This window comes from Microlunatus sp. YIM B11417 (genome assembly GCF_059617205.1).
Genome location: NZ_JCAMPJ010000004.1, coordinates 560,823 through 582,272 on the forward strand (window position 1 = coordinate 560,823; position 21,450 = coordinate 582,272).

General features: G+C 70.3%; 20 protein-coding genes. 14 read left to right on the top strand and 6 right to left on the bottom strand.

Annotation, left to right across the window (positions count from 1 at the left end; translation table 11 throughout):
• Positions 1-653: 653 nt before the first annotated feature.
• The 5 genes from AC6CCG_RS22220 (at position 654) to AC6CCG_RS22240 (ending at position 5,500) form a co-directional block, all read left to right on the top strand.
• Positions 654-1,982 (top strand): ATP-binding cassette domain-containing protein, encoded by a 1,329-nt coding sequence (locus AC6CCG_RS22220; protein ID WP_496656857.1) that lies wholly within the window; start codon positions 654-656, stop codon positions 1,980-1,982.
• A complete protein-coding gene (locus AC6CCG_RS22225; RefSeq protein ID WP_496656859.1) occupies positions 1,979-2,641 on the top strand; it encodes a hypothetical protein in 663 nt (220 codons plus the stop codon). The genes AC6CCG_RS22220 and AC6CCG_RS22225 overlap by 4 nt, the downstream gene beginning before the upstream one ends.
• On the top strand, positions 2,638-3,279 hold the full coding sequence (locus AC6CCG_RS22230) for an ABC transporter permease subunit (RefSeq protein ID WP_496656860.1): 642 nt from the start codon (positions 2,638-2,640) through the stop codon (positions 3,277-3,279). Before AC6CCG_RS22225 ends, AC6CCG_RS22230 begins: the two co-directional genes overlap by 4 nt.
• Before the next feature lie 32 nt (positions 3,280-3,311).
• Positions 3,312-4,190 carry a glycine betaine ABC transporter substrate-binding protein gene (locus AC6CCG_RS22235; RefSeq protein WP_496656861.1) on the top strand — a complete coding sequence of 293 codons (879 nt, stop codon included), beginning with the start codon at positions 3,312-3,314 and terminating at the stop codon, positions 4,188-4,190.
• A gap of 146 nt (positions 4,191-4,336) precedes the next feature.
• On the top strand, positions 4,337-5,500 hold the full coding sequence (locus AC6CCG_RS22240; RefSeq protein WP_496656862.1) for a serine hydrolase domain-containing protein: 1,164 nt from the start codon (positions 4,337-4,339) through the stop codon (positions 5,498-5,500).
• 1 nt (position 5,501) lies between these two features.
• On the opposite strand, the gene AC6CCG_RS22245 is transcribed toward AC6CCG_RS22240, so the two are convergent.
• The 3 genes from AC6CCG_RS22245 to AC6CCG_RS22255 form a co-directional block, all read right to left on the bottom strand.
• Positions 5,502-6,497: a hypothetical protein gene (locus tag AC6CCG_RS22245; RefSeq protein ID WP_496656863.1), complete on the bottom strand. Its 996-nt coding sequence runs from the start codon at positions 6,495-6,497 to the stop codon at positions 5,502-5,504.
• 79 nt (positions 6,498-6,576) lie between these two features.
• Positions 6,577-7,521 carry a non-homologous end-joining DNA ligase gene (ligD, locus tag AC6CCG_RS22250; protein WP_496656864.1) on the bottom strand — a complete coding sequence of 315 codons (945 nt, stop codon included), beginning with the start codon at positions 7,519-7,521 and terminating at the stop codon, positions 6,577-6,579.
• A 16-nt stretch (positions 7,522-7,537) separates the two neighbouring features.
• Positions 7,538-8,812 (bottom strand): MFS transporter, encoded by a 1,275-nt coding sequence (locus tag AC6CCG_RS22255; RefSeq protein ID WP_496656865.1) that lies wholly within the window; start codon positions 8,810-8,812, stop codon positions 7,538-7,540.
• Positions 8,813-8,984: 172 nt separating this feature from the next.
• Here AC6CCG_RS22255 and AC6CCG_RS22260 point away from each other — a divergent pair, with 172 nt between their 5' ends.
• The gene (locus AC6CCG_RS22260; RefSeq protein ID WP_496656866.1) at positions 8,985-9,404 is read left to right on the top strand and encodes a pyridoxamine 5'-phosphate oxidase family protein; all 420 of its coding nucleotides are present in this window, start codon (positions 8,985-8,987) and stop codon (positions 9,402-9,404) included.
• On the opposite strand, the gene AC6CCG_RS22265 is transcribed toward AC6CCG_RS22260, so the two are convergent.
• Positions 9,390-10,271 carry an aminoglycoside phosphotransferase family protein gene (locus AC6CCG_RS22265; RefSeq protein WP_496656867.1) on the bottom strand — a complete coding sequence of 294 codons (882 nt, stop codon included), beginning with the start codon at positions 10,269-10,271 and terminating at the stop codon, positions 9,390-9,392. The genes AC6CCG_RS22260 and AC6CCG_RS22265 overlap by 15 nt on opposite strands.
• A 129-nt stretch (positions 10,272-10,400) precedes the next feature.
• On the opposite strand from AC6CCG_RS22265, the gene AC6CCG_RS22270 reads away from it, so the two are divergent.
• Both AC6CCG_RS22270 and AC6CCG_RS22275 read left to right on the top strand, forming a co-directional pair.
• Entirely contained in the window at positions 10,401-12,098 is a 1,698-nt protein-coding gene (locus AC6CCG_RS22270; RefSeq protein WP_496656868.1) for a bifunctional 3'-5' exonuclease/DNA polymerase, read from the top strand.
• Between the two features lie 19 nt (positions 12,099-12,117).
• Entirely contained in the window at positions 12,118-12,417 is a 300-nt protein-coding gene (locus AC6CCG_RS22275; RefSeq protein WP_496656869.1) for a hypothetical protein, read from the top strand.
• Here AC6CCG_RS22275 and AC6CCG_RS22280 read toward each other — a convergent pair whose 3' ends face one another.
• Positions 12,418-13,065, bottom strand: a complete 648-nt coding sequence (locus tag AC6CCG_RS22280) for a GntR family transcriptional regulator (RefSeq protein ID WP_496656870.1) — start codon at positions 13,063-13,065, stop codon at positions 12,418-12,420.
• 204 nt (positions 13,066-13,269) lie between these two features.
• Here AC6CCG_RS22280 and AC6CCG_RS22285 point away from each other — a divergent pair, with 204 nt between their 5' ends.
• From AC6CCG_RS22285 to AC6CCG_RS22310, 6 genes are read left to right on the top strand one after another with little or no spacing between them, the layout of a single operon-like run.
• On the top strand, positions 13,270-15,063 hold the full coding sequence (locus tag AC6CCG_RS22285) for a GH39 family glycosyl hydrolase (protein ID WP_496656871.1): 1,794 nt from the start codon (positions 13,270-13,272) through the stop codon (positions 15,061-15,063).
• A 1-nt stretch (position 15,064) separates the two neighbouring features.
• Complete coding sequence (locus AC6CCG_RS22290) at positions 15,065-15,931, top strand: aldo/keto reductase (protein ID WP_496656872.1); 867 nt, start codon at positions 15,065-15,067, stop codon at positions 15,929-15,931.
• Between the two features lie 28 nt (positions 15,932-15,959).
• Positions 15,960-16,931 (top strand): carbohydrate ABC transporter permease, encoded by a 972-nt coding sequence (locus tag AC6CCG_RS22295; RefSeq protein ID WP_496656873.1) that lies wholly within the window; start codon positions 15,960-15,962, stop codon positions 16,929-16,931.
• The gene (locus AC6CCG_RS22300) at positions 16,931-17,782 is read left to right on the top strand and encodes a carbohydrate ABC transporter permease (protein ID WP_496656874.1); all 852 of its coding nucleotides are present in this window, start codon (positions 16,931-16,933) and stop codon (positions 17,780-17,782) included. The genes AC6CCG_RS22295 and AC6CCG_RS22300 overlap by 1 nt, the downstream gene beginning before the upstream one ends.
• 18 nt (positions 17,783-17,800) lie before the next feature.
• Complete coding sequence (locus AC6CCG_RS22305) at positions 17,801-19,231, top strand: ABC transporter substrate-binding protein (protein ID WP_496656875.1); 1,431 nt, start codon at positions 17,801-17,803, stop codon at positions 19,229-19,231.
• Positions 19,232-19,243: 12 nt separating this feature from the next.
• On the top strand, positions 19,244-20,011 hold the full coding sequence (locus AC6CCG_RS22310) for an SDR family NAD(P)-dependent oxidoreductase (RefSeq protein ID WP_496656916.1): 768 nt from the start codon (positions 19,244-19,246) through the stop codon (positions 20,009-20,011).
• 76 nt (positions 20,012-20,087) lie between these two features.
• On the opposite strand, the gene AC6CCG_RS22315 is transcribed toward AC6CCG_RS22310, so the two are convergent.
• Positions 20,088-21,443 (bottom strand): FAD-binding oxidoreductase, encoded by a 1,356-nt coding sequence (locus tag AC6CCG_RS22315; protein ID WP_496656876.1) that lies wholly within the window; start codon positions 21,441-21,443, stop codon positions 20,088-20,090.
• Positions 21,444-21,450: the final 7 nt, after the last annotated feature.

Sequence of the window (21,450 nt, forward strand, 5' to 3'; positions counted from 1 at the left end):
CGCTCCGGACCGCCCCGTGCGTCCGGCTCGGCAGTTCGACAGGCGCGCGGCGCGGGCATCGACTCGTATCCGCCGTCACGCCCGCTCCGGGACTGGCCGCGCGGGACCGCCAATCCAAGTGACACAAATCGGGCGCGCAACGAGCAGGAAATCGGTCCCGGTGCGATGAGGGACCCGCAAACGCCAGATCTGTGCCACTTGGGTGAGCGCGGACCCTTGGCGCCGTTGCTGCACGGGCGCGCCCGGTTCGCCCCAGCCCCCGCCCTCGACGCCTCCAGATCACCGTCCGCGACCATTCTTCGCCTCCGCAGCCGACAGGCTTCCCCCTCGGTCCGCGACCGTTCTTCGCGTCCGCGACTGTTGCAACAGTCGCGGATGGGTGCAGCGGTCGCGGATCCGGGGGCGGCGGCGATCAAGGGGCCGGGCGGCCGGCTCGGGGCCGGGGCTCCCGGGCCTACTGGGGAAGGGGAAAGTGGGGGCGCGCCGGGGCGGTTCCGTGCTATGTCGGCAACCTCCCTCTAGCCTCGGATTCGTGGCTAAGTCTGCCCCCGTGGCCACAGAAAACTTCCCCGAACGGTTGGGCAGAGTAGTTGGTGATCCCTGTGATCGAGTTCGAATCGGTGAGTCGGGCTTCTCGACGCGGCTCAGCCGCGGTGACCGACGTCACCTTCGCCGCCCATCAGAACCAGATCACGGTGCTGCTTGGTGAACCCGGCTCCGGGACCAGCACCGTGCTGCGCATGATCAACCGCCTGATCGAGCCGGCCGAGGGCCGCATCATGATCAACGGCAAACCGCTCAGAACCCTTCGTCGCAAGGCCTTGCGGCGCGGGCAAGGCTTTCTGCTGCGCGAGGGCGGGCTGTTCCCGCACCGGGACGCGGCGGAGAACATCGCCCTGGTGCCGCGGGTCCGCGCGGCGGGCCGGGGCAAGGCGCTGACCGAGGCCAACGACCTGCTCCGTGCGGTCGGGCTGGACCGCGCCACCGGCCGGCTGAAGCCGTCCCGGCTGACCGCCGCCCAGCGCCAGCGGGTCTGCCTGGCCCGCGCGATCGCCGGCGAGCCGTCCCTGGTGCTGCTGGACCACCCGTTCGGCGACCTGGATCCGGGCGACCGGACCGCGATGCAGGACCTGCTGCGCCGGCTGCACGCCGAGCGTGAGTTCACCGCGATCGTCGCCACCGACGACGTGGACGAGGCGCTCGCGATCGCCGATCGGCTGGTCGTCTTCGCCAACGGCACGGTGGTCGATTCCGGCCCGCCGGTCGCCGTACTGGACGCGCAGAACTCGCTGGTCGCCGACATCGTCGGTGCCGAGCGGGGCTACCGGGCGCTGGCGTACGCGACGACGATCGGGCTGCCGCTGCAGCGGGTTCCGGTGGTCCGCGATCCCGCCTCGGCCGATCCCGACGCCGGAGCGACGCTGTTGGTCGACAACGACGCGGTGCCGCTCGGCTGGGTCGACCCCGAGCGCTCCGGTACCGTCCTGCCGCTCGGCGACGTCTTCGATCCGGGCACCGGCTCCCTGCAGGACGCGCTGAACGCCTCGCTCACCTCGCCGGTCGGGCTGGCGGTCGCGGTCACCCGCGGCACCGGGCGGTACGCCGGCGTCCTCAGCGCTGCCGAGATCGTCGCCGCCGCGGTCGAGCAGCGCACCACGGCCGTCCGGGCCGGCATCGAGGCAGCCCAGGAGGCGCCCGCTCCGAAGCCGGCTCCGACCAGCCCGCGCTCGCCCGAGATCGTGCTCGACGAGGCCGACCAGGAGACCGCGGTCCGCCCGGTCGACGAGGCCGAGCAGGAGGCGACCATCCGGGTCGCCGACGAGGCCGAGGCGCCCGACGCCGAGAGCGACGAGGCCGCGGAGACCAAGCCGGGCACCACGGTCGCCCGCCGGGCTCAGGCCGGCGGCGTGGACAAGGTCCGTCCGGGCACCGATCAGGCCGGCGAGGACCGCGAGCCCGTCGCTGCCGGGGGCCGGCGGTGAACTGGGACTGGGTCGTCCAGAACACCGGCTATCTGGGCACCCTGCTGGCCGGGCACGCGATCGTGCTCGGGCTGTCGCTGGCCGCGGGCGTGGTGATCGGGATCCCGCTCGGCTACCTGCTGGCGAAGTTGCGGGTCGGCCCGGTCCTGGCACCGGTCCTCGACCTGCTCTCGTACGCCTCGCCGCTGGGCCTGCTGCTGATCGCCCCGCTGGCCCGCGGTACGGCGATCGACGACCGGCTCAACCTGATCATGGCCTTCGGCACCCTGGCGGTCCTGCGCATCAGCCGGTCGGTGCTGGTGGCGCACCGGAAGCGTCCCGCCGCGCCGTACGCCTATCTCAAGGTGGCCGGCCTCGGCGCCGCGACCCGGTTCCGGCTCGACCTGGCCTACCTGGCACCGCGGGTGCTCGGCACCGTCGGCCGGGTCGCTGTCGCCACGGTCGTCCTGACCACGCTCGGCGGGGTGATCGTTTCCGCGGCGTTCGGTCCGGGCGGTGAGCTCGGTGGCCTGATCTGGCGTGGCCTGGACACCCGAGATCTGACCCAGGCGCTGAGCGGCATCGTGCTGGTGGTCGCGCTGGCCATCGTGGTCGACCTGATCTTCCGTGGCCTCCGCCGACTCGCGGCGGCCGAGCCGATCGAGGAGGTGGCAGCATGAATCTGACCGGATACCTGTTCGACGCGGCCAACTGGACCTGGAGCAGTCCGCTGCTCATCGCGCTCGCCGTACACGCGTTGATCACCCTGGTGCTGCTGGTCGGCGGCGGCCTGCTCGGTCTCGGCCTCGGCTGCCTCTTCGGAGCCTTCCGGGGCAGCCGTCCGGTGGTCCGGCTGGTCTCCTGGCTCGGCACCGGTGTCCCGGTGCTCGGCCTGCTCGCCGTCGGCGTGATCATCTTCGGTGCGGGGCTGCCGGTGCTGGCCGGCTGTCTGCTGTTGTTGATCATCCTCTCGGTTGCCGGCGTGACCGCTCGGGAACTCCGGGTCGGTGACGCGGCGGTGGTCGAGTCGGGCCGGGCGATGGGACTGACCCGGGCGGGGCTGTTCTTCGGCTACCGGGTGCCGCTGGTGCTGCCGGCGGTCCTGCGCACGCTGGCCCGGGTCGGCGCCGCCACGGTGACCGCGCTCGCGGTGGCCGGCATGATCGGCGCCCCGGGACTCGGCGGTGTGATCAAGACCGGCTTCGACTCCGGCTACCCCCAGGTGTTCGCCGGGGCGGTGCTGCTGATCGGACTCGGCTGGCTGTTCTACCTGGCGTTCGCCGGCCTCGGCTGGGCCGCCCGTCGCCGCGTCGCCTGATGTCCAGGCGACGCCGTATCGCCGGACCGGCCATGATCATCCTGTTGGTGATGATCATGGCCGGCTGCTCGGTCGACGCCGATCCGTTGCGCGGCAGCGGTCAGGCCTCGGCACCGCCGGACTTCGTGGTCGGCGCGCCGGAGTCGGCCGAGGGTGCTTTGCTCGCCCAGTTGTACGTCAGCTCCCTGCAGGCCAAGGGCCTGACGGCCGGCACCGAGCCGGTCGGGGAGCGGGCCGACTACCTGCAGCGGCTGCGTCAGGGCTCGCTGGCCCTGGTCCCGGATCACACCGGCGCCCTGCTCACCGAACTCAATCCGTCCCAGGCCGCCAGTACCGCCGCCGAGGTCGATGATCAACTCCCGGCGGCCGCCGGTCCCGACCTGGTGGTGCTCAAGTCGGCACCCGCCACGGCCAAGACCAGCTTCGTGATCACCAAGGCCACGGCCGACGCGAAGCAGGTGGCCACGTTGGACGATCTGGCCAAGATCTCCGCCGGTACGGTGCTCGGCGGCCCGGCCGACCTGCCCCGGCAGAAGTACGGCCCGGAGGCGCTGGCCGCGATCTACGGCGCCAAGTTCGCCTCCTTCAAGCCGTACCCGGACTCGGCCGCGCTGGCCCGTGATCTTGGTGCCGGTACGGTCTCGGTCGGCGCGTTCAGCGGCACCGACCCGGTCCTCGCCGGGGACAGCTTCGTCCGGCTGGACGACACCGAGTCGATGGTGCTGCCGGAGAACATCACCGCCGTCGGGGGCGCCGCGATCAAGGCGAACCCGACCGCTCAGGCAGCGATCGAGGCCGTCCATGCGGCCCTCACCACCCAGGAACTCACCGTGCTGAAGAGCCAGGTCGGCAGCGGCGAGCCGGTGGACAAGGTTGCGGCAGCCTGGCTGTCCGCCCGCGGGCTGGGGTAGCCGGCCCTCGCGGATGATCATCGCGGCGATCCTGTCGCCGCGACAGTCGCCGACGATGCCGGCCGGCGTGTAGGCGGCCGGGAACTCCTCGTTGACCGGGATCCTTCGACCTGGCATTCTGATTGCAGAATGAAAGCAGTCCGACGATGGATGAAGGGTTCGCGGTGAAGGATCTCCAGGCCTTGGTGCAGCGCTATGTCGACGACGGGTCGTTGCCCGGCGCGGTGGCCTTGGTCGCTCGCGGTGACCGGATCGAGGTGGCGGCGGCGGGCTCGGTCGACACGGACGGTACGGCGCCGATGGAGCGCGACTCGATCTTCCGGATCGCCTCGATCACCAAGCCGATCGTGGCGGCGGCGGTGATGATCTTGGTCGACGAGGGCCGGGTCGCCCTGGACGATCCGATCTCGCGGTGGCTTCCGGAGTTGGCGGAGCCGCGGGTGGTCCGTACCCCGGCCAGTCCGCTCGACGATCTGGTGCCCGCGGTGCGGCCGATCACGGTACTCGACGTACTCACCTCGACGGCCGGCTACGGCTGGCCGTCCGACTTCGACCTCCCGGCCGTGCAGGCGCTCTTCCCGGTCCAGCGGGACGGCCGGCGGCCGAGCACGTACCCGGCGACGGAAGCGGACTGGCTGGCCGAGCTGGCCGGCGTACCGCTGCTCCACCAGCCGGGCGAGGCGTTCCTGTACGACACCTGCTCGGTGCTGCAGGGCATCCTGATCTCCCGCGTCACCGGCCGGTCGATGGCCGACTTCCTGGCCGAGCGGCTGTTCGAGCCGCTGGCCATGATCGACACCGCGTTCTGGGTCCCGGCCGACCGCCGCGGCCGGATGACCAGCTTCTACCAGCCCGACGAGGGCGGCCGGCTCGTCCTCGTCGACGGTCCGGACGGGGACTGGAGCGCGCCGCCGGCCTTCCCGCTGGGACACGGTGGGCTGGCGTCGACGGCCGACGACTGGCTTGCGTTCGGCCGGCTGCTGCTGGCGGGCGGCGAGGCCGGCGGCCGGCGGTTGCTCACTGAGAGATCGGTCAGCCGGATGCTCACCAATCACCTGACTCCGGAGCAGCGGCAACCCGGCGCACTGTTCCTCGACGGGCACGGCTGGGGCTTCGGCGGGGCGGTCGATCTGGCGGCCGGCGAGCCCGGTCGGGTTCCGGGCCGGTACGGCTGGGTGGGCGGCACCGGCACGTCGGCGCACGTCGATCCCAGCACCGGCACCGTGTCCGTGCTGCTCACCCAGCGGGGCGGCGACCCCAGCCTGCCGGCCTGGATCCGTGACTTCTGGACCTACGCCGCCGCCCGGTAGCTCAGCGGTTCACCGGCGGGCGCGGGTCCCAGGAGAAATCGCGGTCGAACAGGAAGCGGAATTCCGGGTCTGCCGCGAGGGTGAGGTCCTGGCCGCCGCCGACGAGCCGGATCCGCCCGTCCGGCCGGCGTTCCCAGCGCAGTTCGAGCTTCGTCGTGACGGGCTCCGTGGTGCGGACCGGACCACGCTGGGCTGCGCGGAGCTCGATGGTGATCTTGTCCGGCCCGGAGTCGCGATAGGAGCCGGTACGGAGATCACCGTTGGCCTGCCGGAGCGACAGCCGCGACTTGCCGCCGACCAGCCACTGGCCGAACGCGACCTGCTGCCAGCGCGGGTCCTCGGCCAACCGGTCGGCCGGAGCAGCGGCGTCGTCGACGACCCGGTAGACGCCGGCCAGCGGCCGCCCCTCGGCCGGCATCGGGAACGTCCGGCCGAACACCAGCTCCGACCCGATCACCGCGAGCACCGTCAGCACCGCACCGGCGATGTCGATGATCTTGCCCGGCCGCCCGGTGACGATCGTCGGCAGCGGACCGCGGGGCAGTGGGCCGGAGGTGAACAGCGCCCGCAGGAACCGCGTCGCATAAGGGATCGCGGCGATCGTGGCGCCGATCGCCAGGGCCAGCGAGAGCTGCTTCACCGGCACGTCGTAGGACAAATTGAGCAGGAACACGAAGTACAGGTCGAACGCCGCGATGAGCGCACCGACCCCGGCGGTCCGGCGCCACAGCAGGAGCCCGCCGGCCAGCACCTCGGCGACTCCGGACAGGAACTGGAACGGCACCGAGTAGCCGACCATCCGCCAGAGCAGCCCCATCGGGCTCATCTCGCCGTACCCCACCAGTGCGTCGCCGAAGTCCGCCCGCCCCATCTGGGCCAGGAAGACCTTCGCCCAGCCGTAGACGAACAGGTAGCCGGCCAGGCCGATCCGGAGTATCAGGTGGGCGGTCCAGCCGAGGCGGGCCGGCAGACCGAGCGGCGTGGGTTCGTTGATCATCGACCCGATCGTGCCAGTGGTGTCGCGGCCCGGCGTCTGACCGGCGTCACAAGATCACGATGAGATCGTCATACCGGGATCAGGTCTCGTCCGGCGGAGGTGCGTCGTCGCGTTCGTCGCGCTCGGCCCACTCCAGAAGTTGATCAAGGCTGTAGATCTCGTCGTCGATGCCGGCGTGCAGGTCGCCCAGTTCGGCGTAGCGGGCGGGCATGGTCGCGATCGTGAAGTCGCGCGGATCCGCCTCGGGGAGTTCATCCCAGCGCACCGGCGCCGAGACCAGGCCTTCCGGCGTTCCCCGTACCGAATAGGCGCAGGCGACCGTGTGATCACGAGCGTTCTGGTTGTAGTCGACGAACACGGTCGCCGGGTCCCGGTCCTTGCGCCACCAGGTCAGGTCGACCAGGCCGCCGGCCCGCCGCTCGACCTCGCGGGCGAAGGCCCAGGCGGCCCGGCGCACGTCGGCGAACCCGTACACCGGCGCGACCCGGACATAGATGTGGATGCCCTTGCTGCCCGAGGTCTTCGGGAAGCCGGTGGCACCCAGTTCGTCCAGCACCTCGCGGGTCACCGCGGCCACGCGGCGGACGTCCTCGTAGGTCGCCTGCGGCCCCGGATCAAGATCGATCCGCCACTCGTCGGGCTGTTCCACATGCTCGCTGCGCGAGTTCCAGGGATGGAACTCCACCGTCGACATCTGGACCGCCCAGATCACGTCGGCCGGATGATCGACACAGAGTTCGTACGCGTGCCGGCCGGACGGGAAGTCGACCCGGACGGTCTGGATCCAGGGCGGCGCGCCGTGCGGCAGCCGCTTCTGGTGCACCTTGTCGCCGTCCACGCCGTCCGGGAACCGGTGCAGCATGCAGGGCCGGTGGTGCAGCGCGTTGACCACGCCGTCGGCGACCGAGAGGTAGTAGTTCGCCAGGTCGAGCTTGGTCTCCCCGCGCGCGGAGAAATAGACCCGGTCCGGGTTGCTGATCTTGACGACCCGGTCGCCGACCTCGAGTTCGACGCGCTCCACCATGCCCTGACCTTAACAATCAGCGCCGGAGCCGAGGTGCCAATCCACGACCGGCGGCGATGATCGCCGCGCACCCGACCAGGCCGATGACCGAGGTGATCAGCCAGGGCAGCTCAGGTGCGGCGGCGAAGGCGACCGCGAACGCGCCCGGCGCGGCGATCGTGGCCAGCGCGAACGAGTACTGGAACCAGGACAGATAGCCGGCCCGGGACGCCTGCGGCGCGGCGTCCGAGGCCAGTCCCATCGACACCGGCGCATGGATCAGTTCGGCGATCGAGTAGACCAGCACGGAGATGATCAGGCCGGGGATGACCAGCCAGAGCGGTGCCAGCCCGAGCGCGGCGGTGACCACGCCCCAGGCCGCCCAGATCACCCCCGCGACGACCAGCACCCGGATCCGCCGGAACCGGTTCGTCGCCCGCACGGCCAGGCCCTGACAGGTCGCCCCGATCACCGTGTTCAGCGCCAGCAGCGGACCGATCAGCCAGGCCGGCGCGTCCAGACCCTGGACCACGTACAGCGGCAGGCCGACGCCCAGGATCGTGCTGCAGAAGGCGAACAGGGTGTTCGCCCCGATCAGCAGCAGGTACGGTCCGTCCCGATGCACCCGGCCGGTCGGCTGATCATCAGGCGTGCCCTCGACCGGGCGATGCCGATGGCCGGGGTCGCGGGCCAGCAGCACCGCAGCGGCGATCATGGTCACCGCATTGGCCGCCAGGGCGATGACGTACGGCAGCGAGCCTGGGATGATCAACAACGCACCGGCGATCAGGGCCCCGACCGCGAAGCCGACGCCCTGGGTCATCCCGGACAGCGCGAACCAGGACTCCTTGCCGGCGGCCCCGGCGGCGTCGGCCGCGTCGGCGACGAGCGCGAAGATCGACGACCAGAAGGCCCGCCCGCCGACCGCGGTGAGCAGGCAGCAGGCGACCAGGACCGGCAGTGCGCGACCGGCCGGCAGGACGGCGAGCAGCAGGCCGGCCATGCCGATCGCCTGCAGGATCAGCGCGAAGATCACGATCGTCCGCGGCGTGAACCGGCCGGCGACGGCGGCCGCCACGGCCGGTACGGCGAGCGAGACCACGCCGGAGCCGGTGACCACCAGCCCGGCGGTCGCGACCGGCAGTCCGACGACGGTGGTCAGGTAGAGCAGCACCAGCGGGCCGGCCAGGCCGGTGCCGACGGCATCGACGCCGAGCGCGACGACGAGCGGTACGTGCCCGCGGATCGAGGGCAGGCCGAGCAGGCGGGTGAGCGAGAAGCGTTGTTGGGTGGGCAGCGACGAACGGCGCATTGAGGATGCCTCCGTGTCCTGGGCCCACGCGTCCACTCGTTGTCTCCGGCGCCTGGCGCCTGCGTGGAACGCGACCACTCCACCGGCCGTCCGGCCGCCTACAGTTGGGGCTGTTTACATGGTCGGTGCCGATCGTACGACAGTGTCAGTGGCCGGAGCTAGGTTCGGGATCATGGCATTGTCCAAAGCTGAACGTGAAGAATTCCTGGCCGAGCCCCACATCGGCGCCCTGGCCGTGTCCGAAGGTGACGGCCGCGCCCCGCTGGTCGTGCCGATCTGGTACGACTACACGCCGGGCGGGGAACTGTGGGTGAACACCGAGCTGGAGTCGCGGAAGGGCCGCGCGATCCGCGCCGCCGGGCGGTTCAGCCTGATGGTGCAGCGGGTCGAGCCGACGATCCGGTACGTGTCGGTGGAGGGGCCGGTGACCAGGATCGAGCCGGGCAGCCGCGAACGCACCCAGCGGATGGCCGAGCGCTACCTGCCGCCGGACCAGGTCGAGGGCTACGTGGAGCTGGAGCTGACCCAGATGGGCGAGCACTCCGGCATCTACCTGCGGCCGGAGCACTGGATCTCGTCAGACCTCGGCTGACCACCGCCTGGCCAGGTCCGCCGCCCGTCGGCGGACCCGGTCGACGCCGGCTGCGGAGTTGTAACCGGCGTAGGCCGGCCAGGCGAAGAGCACGGTCGAGAGCTCTGCGGCCAGCACCGAGCGGGCGAGCGTGGCGGGATCGAGGGCTCGGCGGTCGGCGTAGAACTTGATCATGTCGGCCAGTGGCGGTTCGGCGCCCGATGGCGCGGCGCGGCCCGCTGCGAAGGCGAGTTCGCTCGCTGGCCGGCCGACACCGGCGACCTGCCAGTCGGCCCAGACGAGACCGCGATCGGTGAGCAGGATGTTGTCCGTGTGGCAGTCGCCGTGGCTGAAGCAGAGCGGCTGCTCGCGTACGGCAGCGGCGAGGGCAGCCGGATCGTCGAAGAGCGGTGCGAACAGCTCCGCCTCGCCGGGCCGATCCCAGTAGCTCCGCCAGAGTTCGGGATCGGAGCCGGGCACCTCGCCGTCCGGGGCGTGCCGCCACAACTCACCTTCCGGCACCGGAGTCTGGTGCAGCAGGGCCAGGTCGACGGCCAGGGCGAGCCACTGATCATGGGTCCAGTCCGTGGCCGGCTGGATCGTCCCCGGCGCGGACAGCAGGATCGCCACGCAGTCGTCCGATTGATGGTGGTCGAGCAACTCGGGCGTCTTGATCTCGAGGTCGCCGCTGATCTCCCGATAGAAGATGAGTTCCCGTTCTGCGGCGACGCGGTCGAAGCCCGACTCGGCGAACCTGATCTTGACCACCACGGGCTTCCCGTCGGGCCGGACCCCGCGCCGGACCGCCGAGCCGGACAGACCTCCCGACACGGTGTCCGGATCGAGCGTGACGCCGAACCGGCGGGTGAGTTGATCGACCGTGGTCATGCCGCGGACGGTAACAACCGGCACTGACGTTCCCGCGGGAACGTTCCCGACGAGACCGCCGTGGCGCGAACTCCATCCGGGACCGTGGGCGGGCCTGACTGTCGGTGCGGTTCCGTAGAGTCGGCCACCGTGGAGGAGATCGCCGTCGCGGTCGCGGACGACCAGGTCGTGCTGCGGTGTCTGGACGGCGCCACCGACGAGACGATCGACCGGTCCGCGGCGCCGGTCCGGTTCGGCGAGCTGGAGCGCGCCGGCGCACGGTGGATCTGGGCGGACACCCGGGAGCTCTATCCCGAGCTGCTCCGCGCCGGCGTCCGGATCGAACGCTGCGTCGACCTTCGCCTGTGCCACGCGATCCTGGCCGCCTCGACCTACCTGGCCGAGCCGCTGCAGGGTTCCGACGCGTTCTGGGACCGGTCGCCGGCCGAACTGCTCGAGGACGAGCAGCCGTCCCTGCTCGCCCGGCCGGTGGAACGGGCCGACCTGGCGCAGGTGATCGCCGAGCACCGGTTGCAGACGGCGGCGGTCGCCGAGTCGCCGCACCGGCACCGGCTCCGGCTGCTGCTCGCCGCCGAGTCCGCCGGCGCGCTGATCGCGGCGGAACTGCACCACCACGGGCTGCCGTTCGACGTCACGGTCCATGATCGACAACTGACCGGGCTGCTCGGCCCGCGGCCCCGGTTCGGCGGTCGGCCGCCGGTGCTGGAGGGGCTGCTCGGCGAGATCCGTACTGCGCTCGGGCAGCCGGGGCTCAATCCCGACTCGCCGCCCGAACTGCTGCGCGCCCTGCACACGGTCGGGTTGGACGCCAGCAGCACCCGGCAGTGGGAACTGTCCAAGCTTGATCATCCGGCGATCGCGCCGCTGCTCACGTACAAGAAACTGTCCCGGCTGCTGGCCGCCAACGGCTGGGGCTGGGCCGACCAGTGGGTCCGCGACGGCCGGTTCCGCCCCGAGTACGTGCCGGCCGGCGTGGTCACCGGCCGCTGGGCGACCCGCGGTGGCGGAGCCTTGCAGATCCCGAAGCTGCTCCGCGGTGCGGTGACCGCCGAACCCGGCTGGCGGCTGGTGGTGGCCGATGCCGCCCAGCTGGAGCCACGGGTGCTGGCCGGCATGGCCAGTGATCATCGGCTGGCCCGGGCCGCCCGCGGCGGCGATCTCTACCAGGGCCTGGTCGACGAGCGGGTCGTCGAGACCAGGGCCAAGGCGAAGGTGGCCATGCTCGGCGCGCTGTACGGGGCGACGACCGGCGAGTCGGGCCAGCTGATGCCGCGGTTGATCAAGGCCTATCCGCGGGCCACCGGACTGGTCGAGGACGCCGCCCGGGCCGGCGAGCGGGGCGAGGTGGTGACCACCTGGCTCGGTCGGAGTTCACCGCGGCCGGGCGAGTCCTGGCAGCGGGTCCAGTCCGCCGCGAGCGATGCCGACGCCGGCCCGAACGAGCAGCGCCGGGCCCGGCAACAGGCCCGCGACTGGGGCCGGTTCACCCGCAACTTCGTCGTCCAGGGCACCGCCGCCGAGTGGGCGCTGTGCTGGATGGCCGACCTGCGCAACCGGCTGGCCGCGCTCGGCCCGCCCGACGACCGGCCCTACCTGGTCTACTTCCTGCACGACGAGATCATCGTGCACACGCCGGAGCGGCTCGCCGAGCAGGCCGAGCAGTCGGTACGGGAAGCCGCCCGCACCGCCACCCGCCTGATGTTCGGCGACTTCGAGATCGACCTGGCCCTCGACCTGGCCACCGTGACCAGCTACGCCGAGACCGAGCCGGCCACCGACACCGCAGAGCTGATCGACTCCGACGAAACCCTCGAATCACCGGTCTGATCTGTGCGACGGTTGACCCATGAATGCTGATCAAGCCCCGGACCCGGCGTCGGAGGACCTGGCCGGCCGGGAGCGTCGCGGTTCGGTCCGAGCGACGGCGGTCGGAGCCGGGGCGGGCGGGGCCAGCGCGATCGGCGGGCTGAGTCTGGCCGGGCTCGCGGTCGGTGCGCTGGCCGGCGGTGCGCTGGCGTTCGGGGTGATCGCGATCGGGCGGCTGGTGATCCGGCGCGCCACGATCCGTACCCTCAAGATCGGCGACCTCGAGGTCGACCGGCTCCGGGTGCGCCAGCTCCTGGTCGATCCGTCCGAACCTGCCTGATCAGGGTAGGTCGAGGCGTTTCAACCGTTCGTACGCGCCGAGGATGTGCTTGTCCACGGCGGCTCGGGCGACCTCCGGGTCGGCTTCGGCCAGGGCGTCGCGCAGTTCGCGATGTTCGGGGTAGCCGACCTCTGAGAAGTCCGGGAAGTTGATGTTGCGGGCGCGCAGGAACAGGCGCACCTGACCGCGGATCGACTCCCAGACGCGCTGCACCCGGGCGTGATCACAGGACGCGTAGACGATGTCGTGGAAGGCAAGATCGAGAACGACGGCGCCGTCGGGCTCGATGGTCGTGTCGACGGCCTTCATCCGTTCCAGGACCTCGTCCATCCTCGCGAACTCGGCCTCGCCCATCCGGGTGCAGGCCCGCTCGGCGGCCAGTCGTTCGATCGCGCCGCGCAGCGTGTGCACCTCTTCCACGTCGACCCGGGTCAGTGCGGCCACGTAGGCGCCGCGGTGCCGCCTCAGCTCGACGTACCCCTCGGCCTCGAGCTGGGTGAACGCCTCGCGGACCGGGCCACGGCTGACCGACATGGCCTCCGCGATCGCCGCCTCCTTGAGGTGCTCGCCCGGTTCGAACTGGCCGTTGGTGATCATCTCGCGGAGCAGGTTGGCGACCATCGTGCCGAGCGCAGGCTGCACCTGCATCGGTCGCTGGATTCCCTGAGGGAGCACGCTCGCGTCCTTCCTGGCCGTGTCCCCGGATCATGTCACGAACTACAAATCATTAACAATATATCGTTGACAATATGGGGTTCGGGTCGTGAAACTCGAAGGAGGAGTTGATCACCGGACTCGGCGATCGCCGTCGCCGGCCGTCACACGACGAAGTGAGAGCGAGGGGCCACCCCCGTGAGCACCGAAACCCAGAACCCCCATGTCAGCCGCCGGGCCCGCAGTCCGTTCCCGCCCGCGGCCCCCAGCGATCCGAGCGCCCCGCATGTCGACCAAGCCCTGGTCGAGATCGACGCCGCGGCCGATCTCGGCCCGATCGAGCCGGTCTGGCGCAGCATCGGGTACGACGAATTCAACTGGACCTACACCCGCACCGGGAAACGCCTGTTGCGCACGTTCGGCGAGATCAGTGGCGACAGCTATCACGTGCGGCCGCATTACGTCTTCTGTTCGGGCAGCGGGTTCGGCATTCCGCACTGGAGTTCCGGGAACGTCTATCACGAGGACGAGAACGGGAATCCCTATTACGATTTCACGCTGGTCGATCAGGCCTACGACGCGATCGTCGGTGCCGGGCATCATGTGCTGGTCGAATTGGGCTTCACGCCGCGGGACCTGGTGCCCGACGTGGAATTCACGGTGCCGTCGAGCCCGACCCTGTACGGCGCGTACGAAGCGGGCGCGTGGCGTTTTCCGCCGCGGGACTACGAGCGCTGGGGCGGGCTGATCGAGGCGCACGCCCGGCACTGCGCGGAACGCTACGGGATGGACGAGGTGAGCCAGTGGCTGTGGGAGCTTTGGAACGAGCCCGACATCTTCTACTGGGGTGGCACGGTCCAGCAGTACAACGAGCTGTACACGGTGACCGCGCGAGCCGTGCGGGCCGCGATCCCCGGTGCGAAGGTCGGCGGGCCGTCGGTGACCAGCGGCGGGCTCGAGTTCCTCAAGGAATTCCTCGACTACACGAGCTCGCGGGGCGAACCGCTGGACTTCATCTCGTACCACACGAAGGGCTGCCATTTCCCGACCCGCGACTATCGGCCGATCGGTGCTCCGGCGACCGAGCAGGCCAGCCCTTCGTCGACCAAGATGCTGTACGACATCGTGCGGTGCAATCGCATCATCGCGGACTATCCCGAATATCACGATCTCGAGGTCCTGGTCGATGAATGCGATGCCGCGGTGCCTGCGCATTTCGGGCGCTACGACAATGCGAACTACGAGTTCCAGAACACCGAATACTATCCGGTGTTCCAGGCGAAGCTCTTCAAGAAGATCCTCGACCTCAACGCGGCCGGTCCGGTCTCGGTGAACCAGGCCACCTCGTGGAGTTTCTACTTCGAGGCCGAGCGCTGGTTCGAGGGCACTCGGTCCTTCCTCACCGCGGACGGGACCGAGAAGCCGCTGCTCAACGCCTACCGGATGTTCGGCCGGCTCGGCAGCCGGCGGATCGCGGCCCGGTCGGACCAGGCCTGGTCGATCGATGCGCTGGGCTCTTTCCGGGGTCCCCGCGACGTTGTTCGGGGGAGCGAAGCGGAGGAGAAGAACGTCGTGGGGTGGCCTCAGGACCCCGACGGCAGCAGCATGCCGGAGGAAGTGGACGCGCTCGCCACCACGTCCGAGGACGGCGCCCTGGCGATCCTGGTCTGGCGGCACACCGACGACCAGTACCAGCGCGCCGAGGCCGCGACACCGGTGCGGCTCGCGGTGTCCGGCCTGGACCGCTCGGCGTACCGGCTGACCCACCTGCGGATCGATCATGATCACAGCAATGCGCACACGGTCTGGGCGTCGCTCGGCTCGCCGCTGGATCCCGACCCGGACCAGATCGCGAAGATCCAGGCCCGCCAGGGACTGGAGGAGTTCGAGCCGGTCCGCGAGCTCGCCGTCGACGCCTCCGGCGCGCTCTCGATCGAGGTGACGCTGCCGCTGCCGGCGGTGTCGTTGTTGATCTTGACCCCCGGCGGCTGAGATGACGGCGCCGACCATGATCACGCTGAACGACGGGGCGCTGGTGCCTCAGCTCGGACTGGGAGTCTTCGAGATCCCGCCGGGGGAGGTCCAGCGCGTCGTCGAGGTGGCCCTGGCGGCCGGCTACCGGCACTTGGACACCGCGGCTGCCTACGTCAACGAGGCCGGGGTCGGCGCCGCGCTCCGGGCCAGCGGGCTGCCGCGCGACGAGGTCTTCGTCACGACCAAGCTCCGCAACGGTGATCAGGGGTACGAGTCCGCGCTGCGGGCCTACGACGACAGCTGCCGCCGGCTGGGCCTGGACCGGGTCGACCTGTACCTGATCCACTGGCCCAACCCCACCGCCGACCGCTACGTCGACAGTTGGCGGGCGCTGGAACGGCTGGCCGCGGAGCAGCGGGTCGGCTCGATCGGAGTGTCGAACTTCCTGCCCGAGCACCTGGAGCGGCTCGCCGCGGAGTGTGAGCGGGTCCCGGCGGTGAACCAGATCGAGCTGCACCCGACGTACCAGCAGACCGCGGTGACCCGGCACTGCGCGGAGCGGGGGATCGCCGTCGAGGCGTACTCGCCGCTCGGGCGCGGTGCCGATCTCGGCCATCCGACCGTGCGGGCCATCGCCGATGATCATGGTCGGACGCCGGCCCAGGTGCTGCTCCGGTGGCACCTGCAGCGCGGTCACATCGTGATCCCCAAGTCGGTGACGCCGGACCGCATCCGAGCCAACGCCGACGTGTTCGGCTTCGAGCTGACCGGCGACCAGGTGATCATGATCGACAACCTGGACGCCGGTCACCGGACCGGCGGCGACCCACGCACGTTCGCCGCCAGCCAGGTCCGGCCGATCCCGGAGCCGACGGCGCCCGACTGATCCGAATCTCTCTCGAAGGTTGACGTCAATGACGACATTAGCGATGCGAGGAGCGAGCCCGGACGCCGAACAGCCCGGGCCGGCCGAGCGGTCCGTCCGCCGTGGCCGCCGCGGCCGACTGACGCTCTGGGTCTGGCTGTTCCTGCTGCCGACCGCGATCCTGTACGGCCTCTACACGCTGTACCCGATCGTGGCGAGCTACTGGTACTCGCTGGTCGAGTGGAACGGCTTCGAGGCGAACCAGCGCTTCGTCGGCCTGGCCAACTACCAGGCGGTGTTCTCCGACCCGATGTTCTGGAGCTCGTTCCGGATCACGTTGATCTTCATGCTGCTGGTGGCGCCGGCCCGGGTGATCTTGAGCTTCCTGCTGGCGATCGTGCTGAACTCGCCGAAGCTGCCGTTGGCCCGGCTGTTCCGGACCGCGTTCTTCCTGCCGGTCGTGACGACCACCGCGATCGTCGGCGTCGTCATGCAGTTCGTCCTCGATCCGGCCAGCGGCCCACTGAACAGCCTGCTCCAGGCGCTGGGCCATGACGGCGGGATCAGCTTCCTCGGCGACTCGCAGACAGCGTTGATCACCGCCTCGGTGGTCTACATCTGGAAGTTCTTCGGCATCACGCTGATCTACTGGCTGGCCGCGTTGCAGACCATCCCGACCGAGTTGTACGAGGCCGCCCGGATCGACGGGGCGGGCGCCGTCGGGCTGTTCCGGCACATCACGGTGCCGCTGCTGAAACCGTTCTTGATCATCATCTCGCTGCTCACCATCGAGGACTCGTTCCGGGCCTTCGACCTGATGCAGACGCTGACCGGCGGCGGCCCGTTCTTCGCCACCGAGGTGATCGAGATCTACATCTATCAGCGGGCCTTCACCGCGCCGGTCCCGCAGTTGGGGTTCGCCTCGGCGGCGGCCGTGCTGTTCGGGCTGTTCGTCTTCGTCGTCGGACTGATCCAGCTCTGGGGCGTCTGGGCCGCGCGCCGGTTGCGGGCGGGGGCGTGATGGCCACGCCGAGGACGCGCCGGCTGCTCCGACGGCTGCCGTGGTGGATCGCGACCGTCTTCCTGGTCGGTGCGGTGCTGCTCTGGATCTTCCCGTTCGTCTGGATGCTCTCCGCGTCGCTGAAGGACAACACGGAGGTCTTCGCGGCCGGCCTCAGTCTGATCCCGGAGACCCTGGTCTGGGAGAACTACGGCCGGGCCTGGGAGGACGCCCAGTTCGGCCGGTATCTGGTGAACACCGTGCTGGTCACCGTGATCACGGTGATCATCGTGACGGTGCGCTGCGCCGCCGCCGGCTACGTGATCGGCCGCTACCGGTTCGGTGGCTCGCGGCTGATCGTCGGGATCCTGGTGGCGACGATCTTCGTCCCGACCGGCTACACGATCATTCCGGTCGTGCAGGTCTCCCTCCAGCTCGGCCTGATCGACTCGCTGGCCGGGATGATCTTGGCCCTCAGCGGCGGAGCGAACGTGGCCTCGATCCTGATCTATGCCGGCTACTTCCGGCAGCTGCCCCGGGAACTGGAGGAGGCGGCGATCGTCGACGGTGCCGGCTTCCTCCGTACCTTCATCTCGATCATGTTCCCGCTGGCGATGCCGGTCACCGCGACCGTGGCCCTGCTGACGTTCCTCGGCACCTGGAACGCGTTCTTCCTGCCGCTGGTGTTCACGTTCAGCCGGCCGGAGTTGCGCACCCTGAGCGTCGGGATGCAGGCCTTCATCGGTCAGGACGCGGTGGACTGGTCGGGCATGACGGCGGCCGGGATCATCTCGATCGTCCCCGTCGTCCTTCTCTTCTTCTTCCTGCAGCGGTACTTCGTCGAGGGCATCGCCGGAGCCGTCAAGTCCTAGTTCGAAAGGGGTGTCGGCATGAATCCGACCATGAATCGCCGCGGTTTCCTCAGTGGGATCACGGCCCTGGGAGTCGCGGCAGCCGCCGGCTGTTCCGGTGGCGGAGGTTCCGGTACGTCGAGCGGCGGCCTGCAGTGGTGGGATCACTTCAGCGCCTACCAGGATCTGCAGAAGGAGTGGGCGAAGAGCCAGGCCGAGAAGCTCGGCGTCGGCGTCACCTACACCTATTACGAGGCGTCCAAGGCGGGCGAGTCACTGCGGCTGGCCAACCAGGCGAAGAAGCTGCCCGACGTGTTCTCCAACGTCGTCGGCCTGCCGCTGGCCGCGCTGGTCGCCGACAAGTGGATCCGCGAGGTCGAACTGTCGGACGAGACGCTGAAGCGGCTGCCGAAGGAGATCCTGGTCGAGGGCGTGACCAAGATCGACGGGAAGCTCTACGGCGTCCCGCTGCAGTCGTTCCGCTCGCATCCGAGCTTCACCTGGACCAACGTCGAGCTGTTCGCCAAGGCCGGTCTCGACCCGGCGGACGTCCCGGGCGACTACGACAGCTTCCGGGCGACCTGCCAGAAGCTGAAGGCGGCCGGCGTCGCGCCGATGACGATCGCGCTCGGCGCCGACGGCGGCCGGGCCGGTGATCAGATCAACGACATGGCCCAGGTCGCCGGCTTCCCCGGTCTGGCCGGAGTGCGTTATGCGACGGGGGAGTACGGGTTCCATGACGACACCTACGTCAACGCGATCGAGTTCTGGAAGGAGCTGTTCGCGGGCGGCATGATGTTGAGCGGCACCAACACCTTCAGCGTGGTCAATGCCAGGACCCGGTACGCGTCGGGCGGTGTCGCGATCTTCATCGACGGCGCCTGGTCGCCCGGTGGATCCCGGGTCCTGCAGCCGGACTTCCTGCCGAAGATGGGCGTCGGCCAGGTGGTGACGCCGGAGGCCGGAGCACCGGTCGCCCTGTATCGCAACCTGAGCGGACCGACCTTCGTGATCTCCGGCAGCTCGGCGAACCCGGAGGCGGCGTCGAAGCTGGTCGAGTCGTTCACCGGTGAGGACTACCTGGTCAAGATCACCGAGGCGATGGACGCGCCGCCGATCGATCTCGATCTTGTCGCCACGGCGGACGTGACGGACCCGTACAAGAAGGCGGTGGCGATGCTGAAGGACCAGGTGTTCCAGGGACCGCAGGCGGTGGTCCGGAACCCGGACATCTCGCTGGCCGAGGCCCGCCGCAAGCCCGTGACGCCCGGCCTCGGGGCGATCGTGCAGGGCTATCTCGGCGGTGACGTCCCGGACCTCCGGGCCGCGCTGAAGACGCTCAGCGACGCCAACGAGAGCGAACGGGAGAAGGCGATCGCGGCGGCCAAGGCGGACGGCGCGGACGTCTCGGTGGACGACTACGCCTTCCCGGACTGGAAACCGGGCGCCGACTACACGTACTCGAAGTAGGAGCGGTTGATCATGGAGCAGAGCGGGCAGCGGACGGCAGTGATCACCGGCGCCACGTCGACGCGCGGGATCGGGCGGGCGACCGCCGACGTGCTGGCGGCGCAGGGCTGGAGCATCGGTGTGCTGGATCTTGATCAAGTGGCCTGCGACGAGCTGGCCGGGGAGCTCACCGCGCGGCACGGCGTGGCGGCGTTCGGGGCGGCCGCCGACGTGTCGGACGAGCAGCAGGCGCGGGCCGCGATCGACGCGATGGAGGCCGCCCTGCCGCCGATCCTCGGGTTGCTGAACTCGGCCGGTGTCAGCTCACCGATCGGCTACTTCGACGTCGACGCCGACGAGTGGCACCGGGTGATCGGGATCAACCTGACCGGGGCCCACTACGTGACCCGACGGGTGGCCGAGACGATGGTCCGGAACCGGCGCGGCGGCCGGATCATCAGCCTGGCCTCGGTGTCCGCGCAGCGCGGCGGCGGCACGTTCAGCAAGACCCCGTACTCGGTGGCGAAGGCCGGGCTGATCGGGCTGACCCGGTCGCTGGCCCGCGAGCTCGGCCCGTACGACATCACAGTCAATGCGATCGCGCCCGGCCCGATCGACACCGACATCATGGGTGGCCCGCTGACCCCGGAACGGAAACGGGAACTCGCCGATGATCTTGTGGTGAACCGGATCGGGCAGACCCGGGATGTGGCGGCCGCCGTCGCGTACCTGATCTCCGACGACGCGGGCTACGTCTCCGGCCAGACCCTGAACGTCGACGGCGGCCTCTACATGCATTAGGGACCTCACCGCGCACTGAGCTTGTCGAAGTGCCGAGCCCGATCGGACCTGCCCTTCGACAAGCTCAGGGAACGGTTCAGGCGGGCGGGATGTTTGCGTTGTAACGGAACACGTTGCCCGGGTCCACCCGCGACTTGATCGTGGTCAGCCGGTCCCAGGACTCCGGGCCGAAGGTGGCCCGGACGTCCTCCGGGGTGGCTCCGGCGCCGAGGAAGGTGAAGTGCCGGCCGCCGGTGTCGTGGCCGGCCAGGGCGTCCAGGGTCCGCTGCTGGGTGGCGGTCACCCGGTCCAGCTCGGCCTGCTCCGGGTCCGCCGAGGAGAGCCCGATGATCATGGACGCGGTGAATGCGGCGTCCCGGTTGCCGACCGCGTTCGGGACGGCCGGCGGCCTGGCCAGCGCCCCGCCCAGGTGACGCAGTTCCAGCACCGGCGGCAGCTCGCTGCCCGGCCCGACGGCCTTGATCAACTTCGCGATCGTGTCCTGGTCGAGGCCGTCCAGCAGGGTGCCCCGGGTGCGGTGCGGCGACGGGTCGGTCGGGTCGTTGTTGATCGTCGCGATCTCCGCGTACGGCAGGGTCCGGAACCCGCCCAGCAGCGGGTCGCCGATCGCACCGAGACCGCGGAACAACTCCTCCGCCTCGGCCGCCGGGCCGGTCGAGGTCGCCCGGATCGACAGCACGTGCTTACCGCGCAACGGCGGCGGCAGTGCCGGCAGGTCGGGCAGCGGGACGATCACGGCGGTCGACGTCACCTCGTCGGGCAGTGTCTGCAGCCAGTCGTGCCAGGTGGCCAGCCCGGATTCGATCAAGGGCGTGTCGAAGAACAGCGAGCCGCCGTACAGCTCGCGCTGCGGGAACAGTCCGATCTCGATCCCGGCGACGACGCCGAAGTTGCCGCCGGCGCCGCGGACCGCCCAGAACAGGTCGGGGTCGCTGTCCGCGGTGATCATGGTGCGCTCGCCGTCGGCAGTGATCAACTCCACTCGGTTCACATGATCGGCGGCGAACCCGTACCGCCGGGCCAGCGGGCCGATCCCGCCGCCGAGCGTGTACGAGATCGTGCCGACCGACCGGGCGTTGCCGGCCAACCCGGCCAGCCCGTGCTCGGCGGCCGCCGCGACGACCTGATCCCAGCGGGTGCCGGCGGCGACCCAGGCGGTCCGCCGCTCCGCGTCGATGGTGACCCCGGTGAGCCGGGAGGTGTTGATCAACAGGCCGCCGTCGGTCTGCCCGGGGGAGCCGTGACCGGTGGCCTGGATGGCGATCGGCAGGCCCTGGGACTTGGCGTACCGGACGGCGGCGGTGAGTTCAGCGGTGTCGGACGGCGTGGCGATCAGGTCGGGCCGGAGCGGGTTGAAGGTCTGGAAGCCGATCCGGCGCTGGTCGTAGTCGGGATCACCGGGCCGGATCAGGTCGATGGTCTCTGTGGTCATAGCTGCG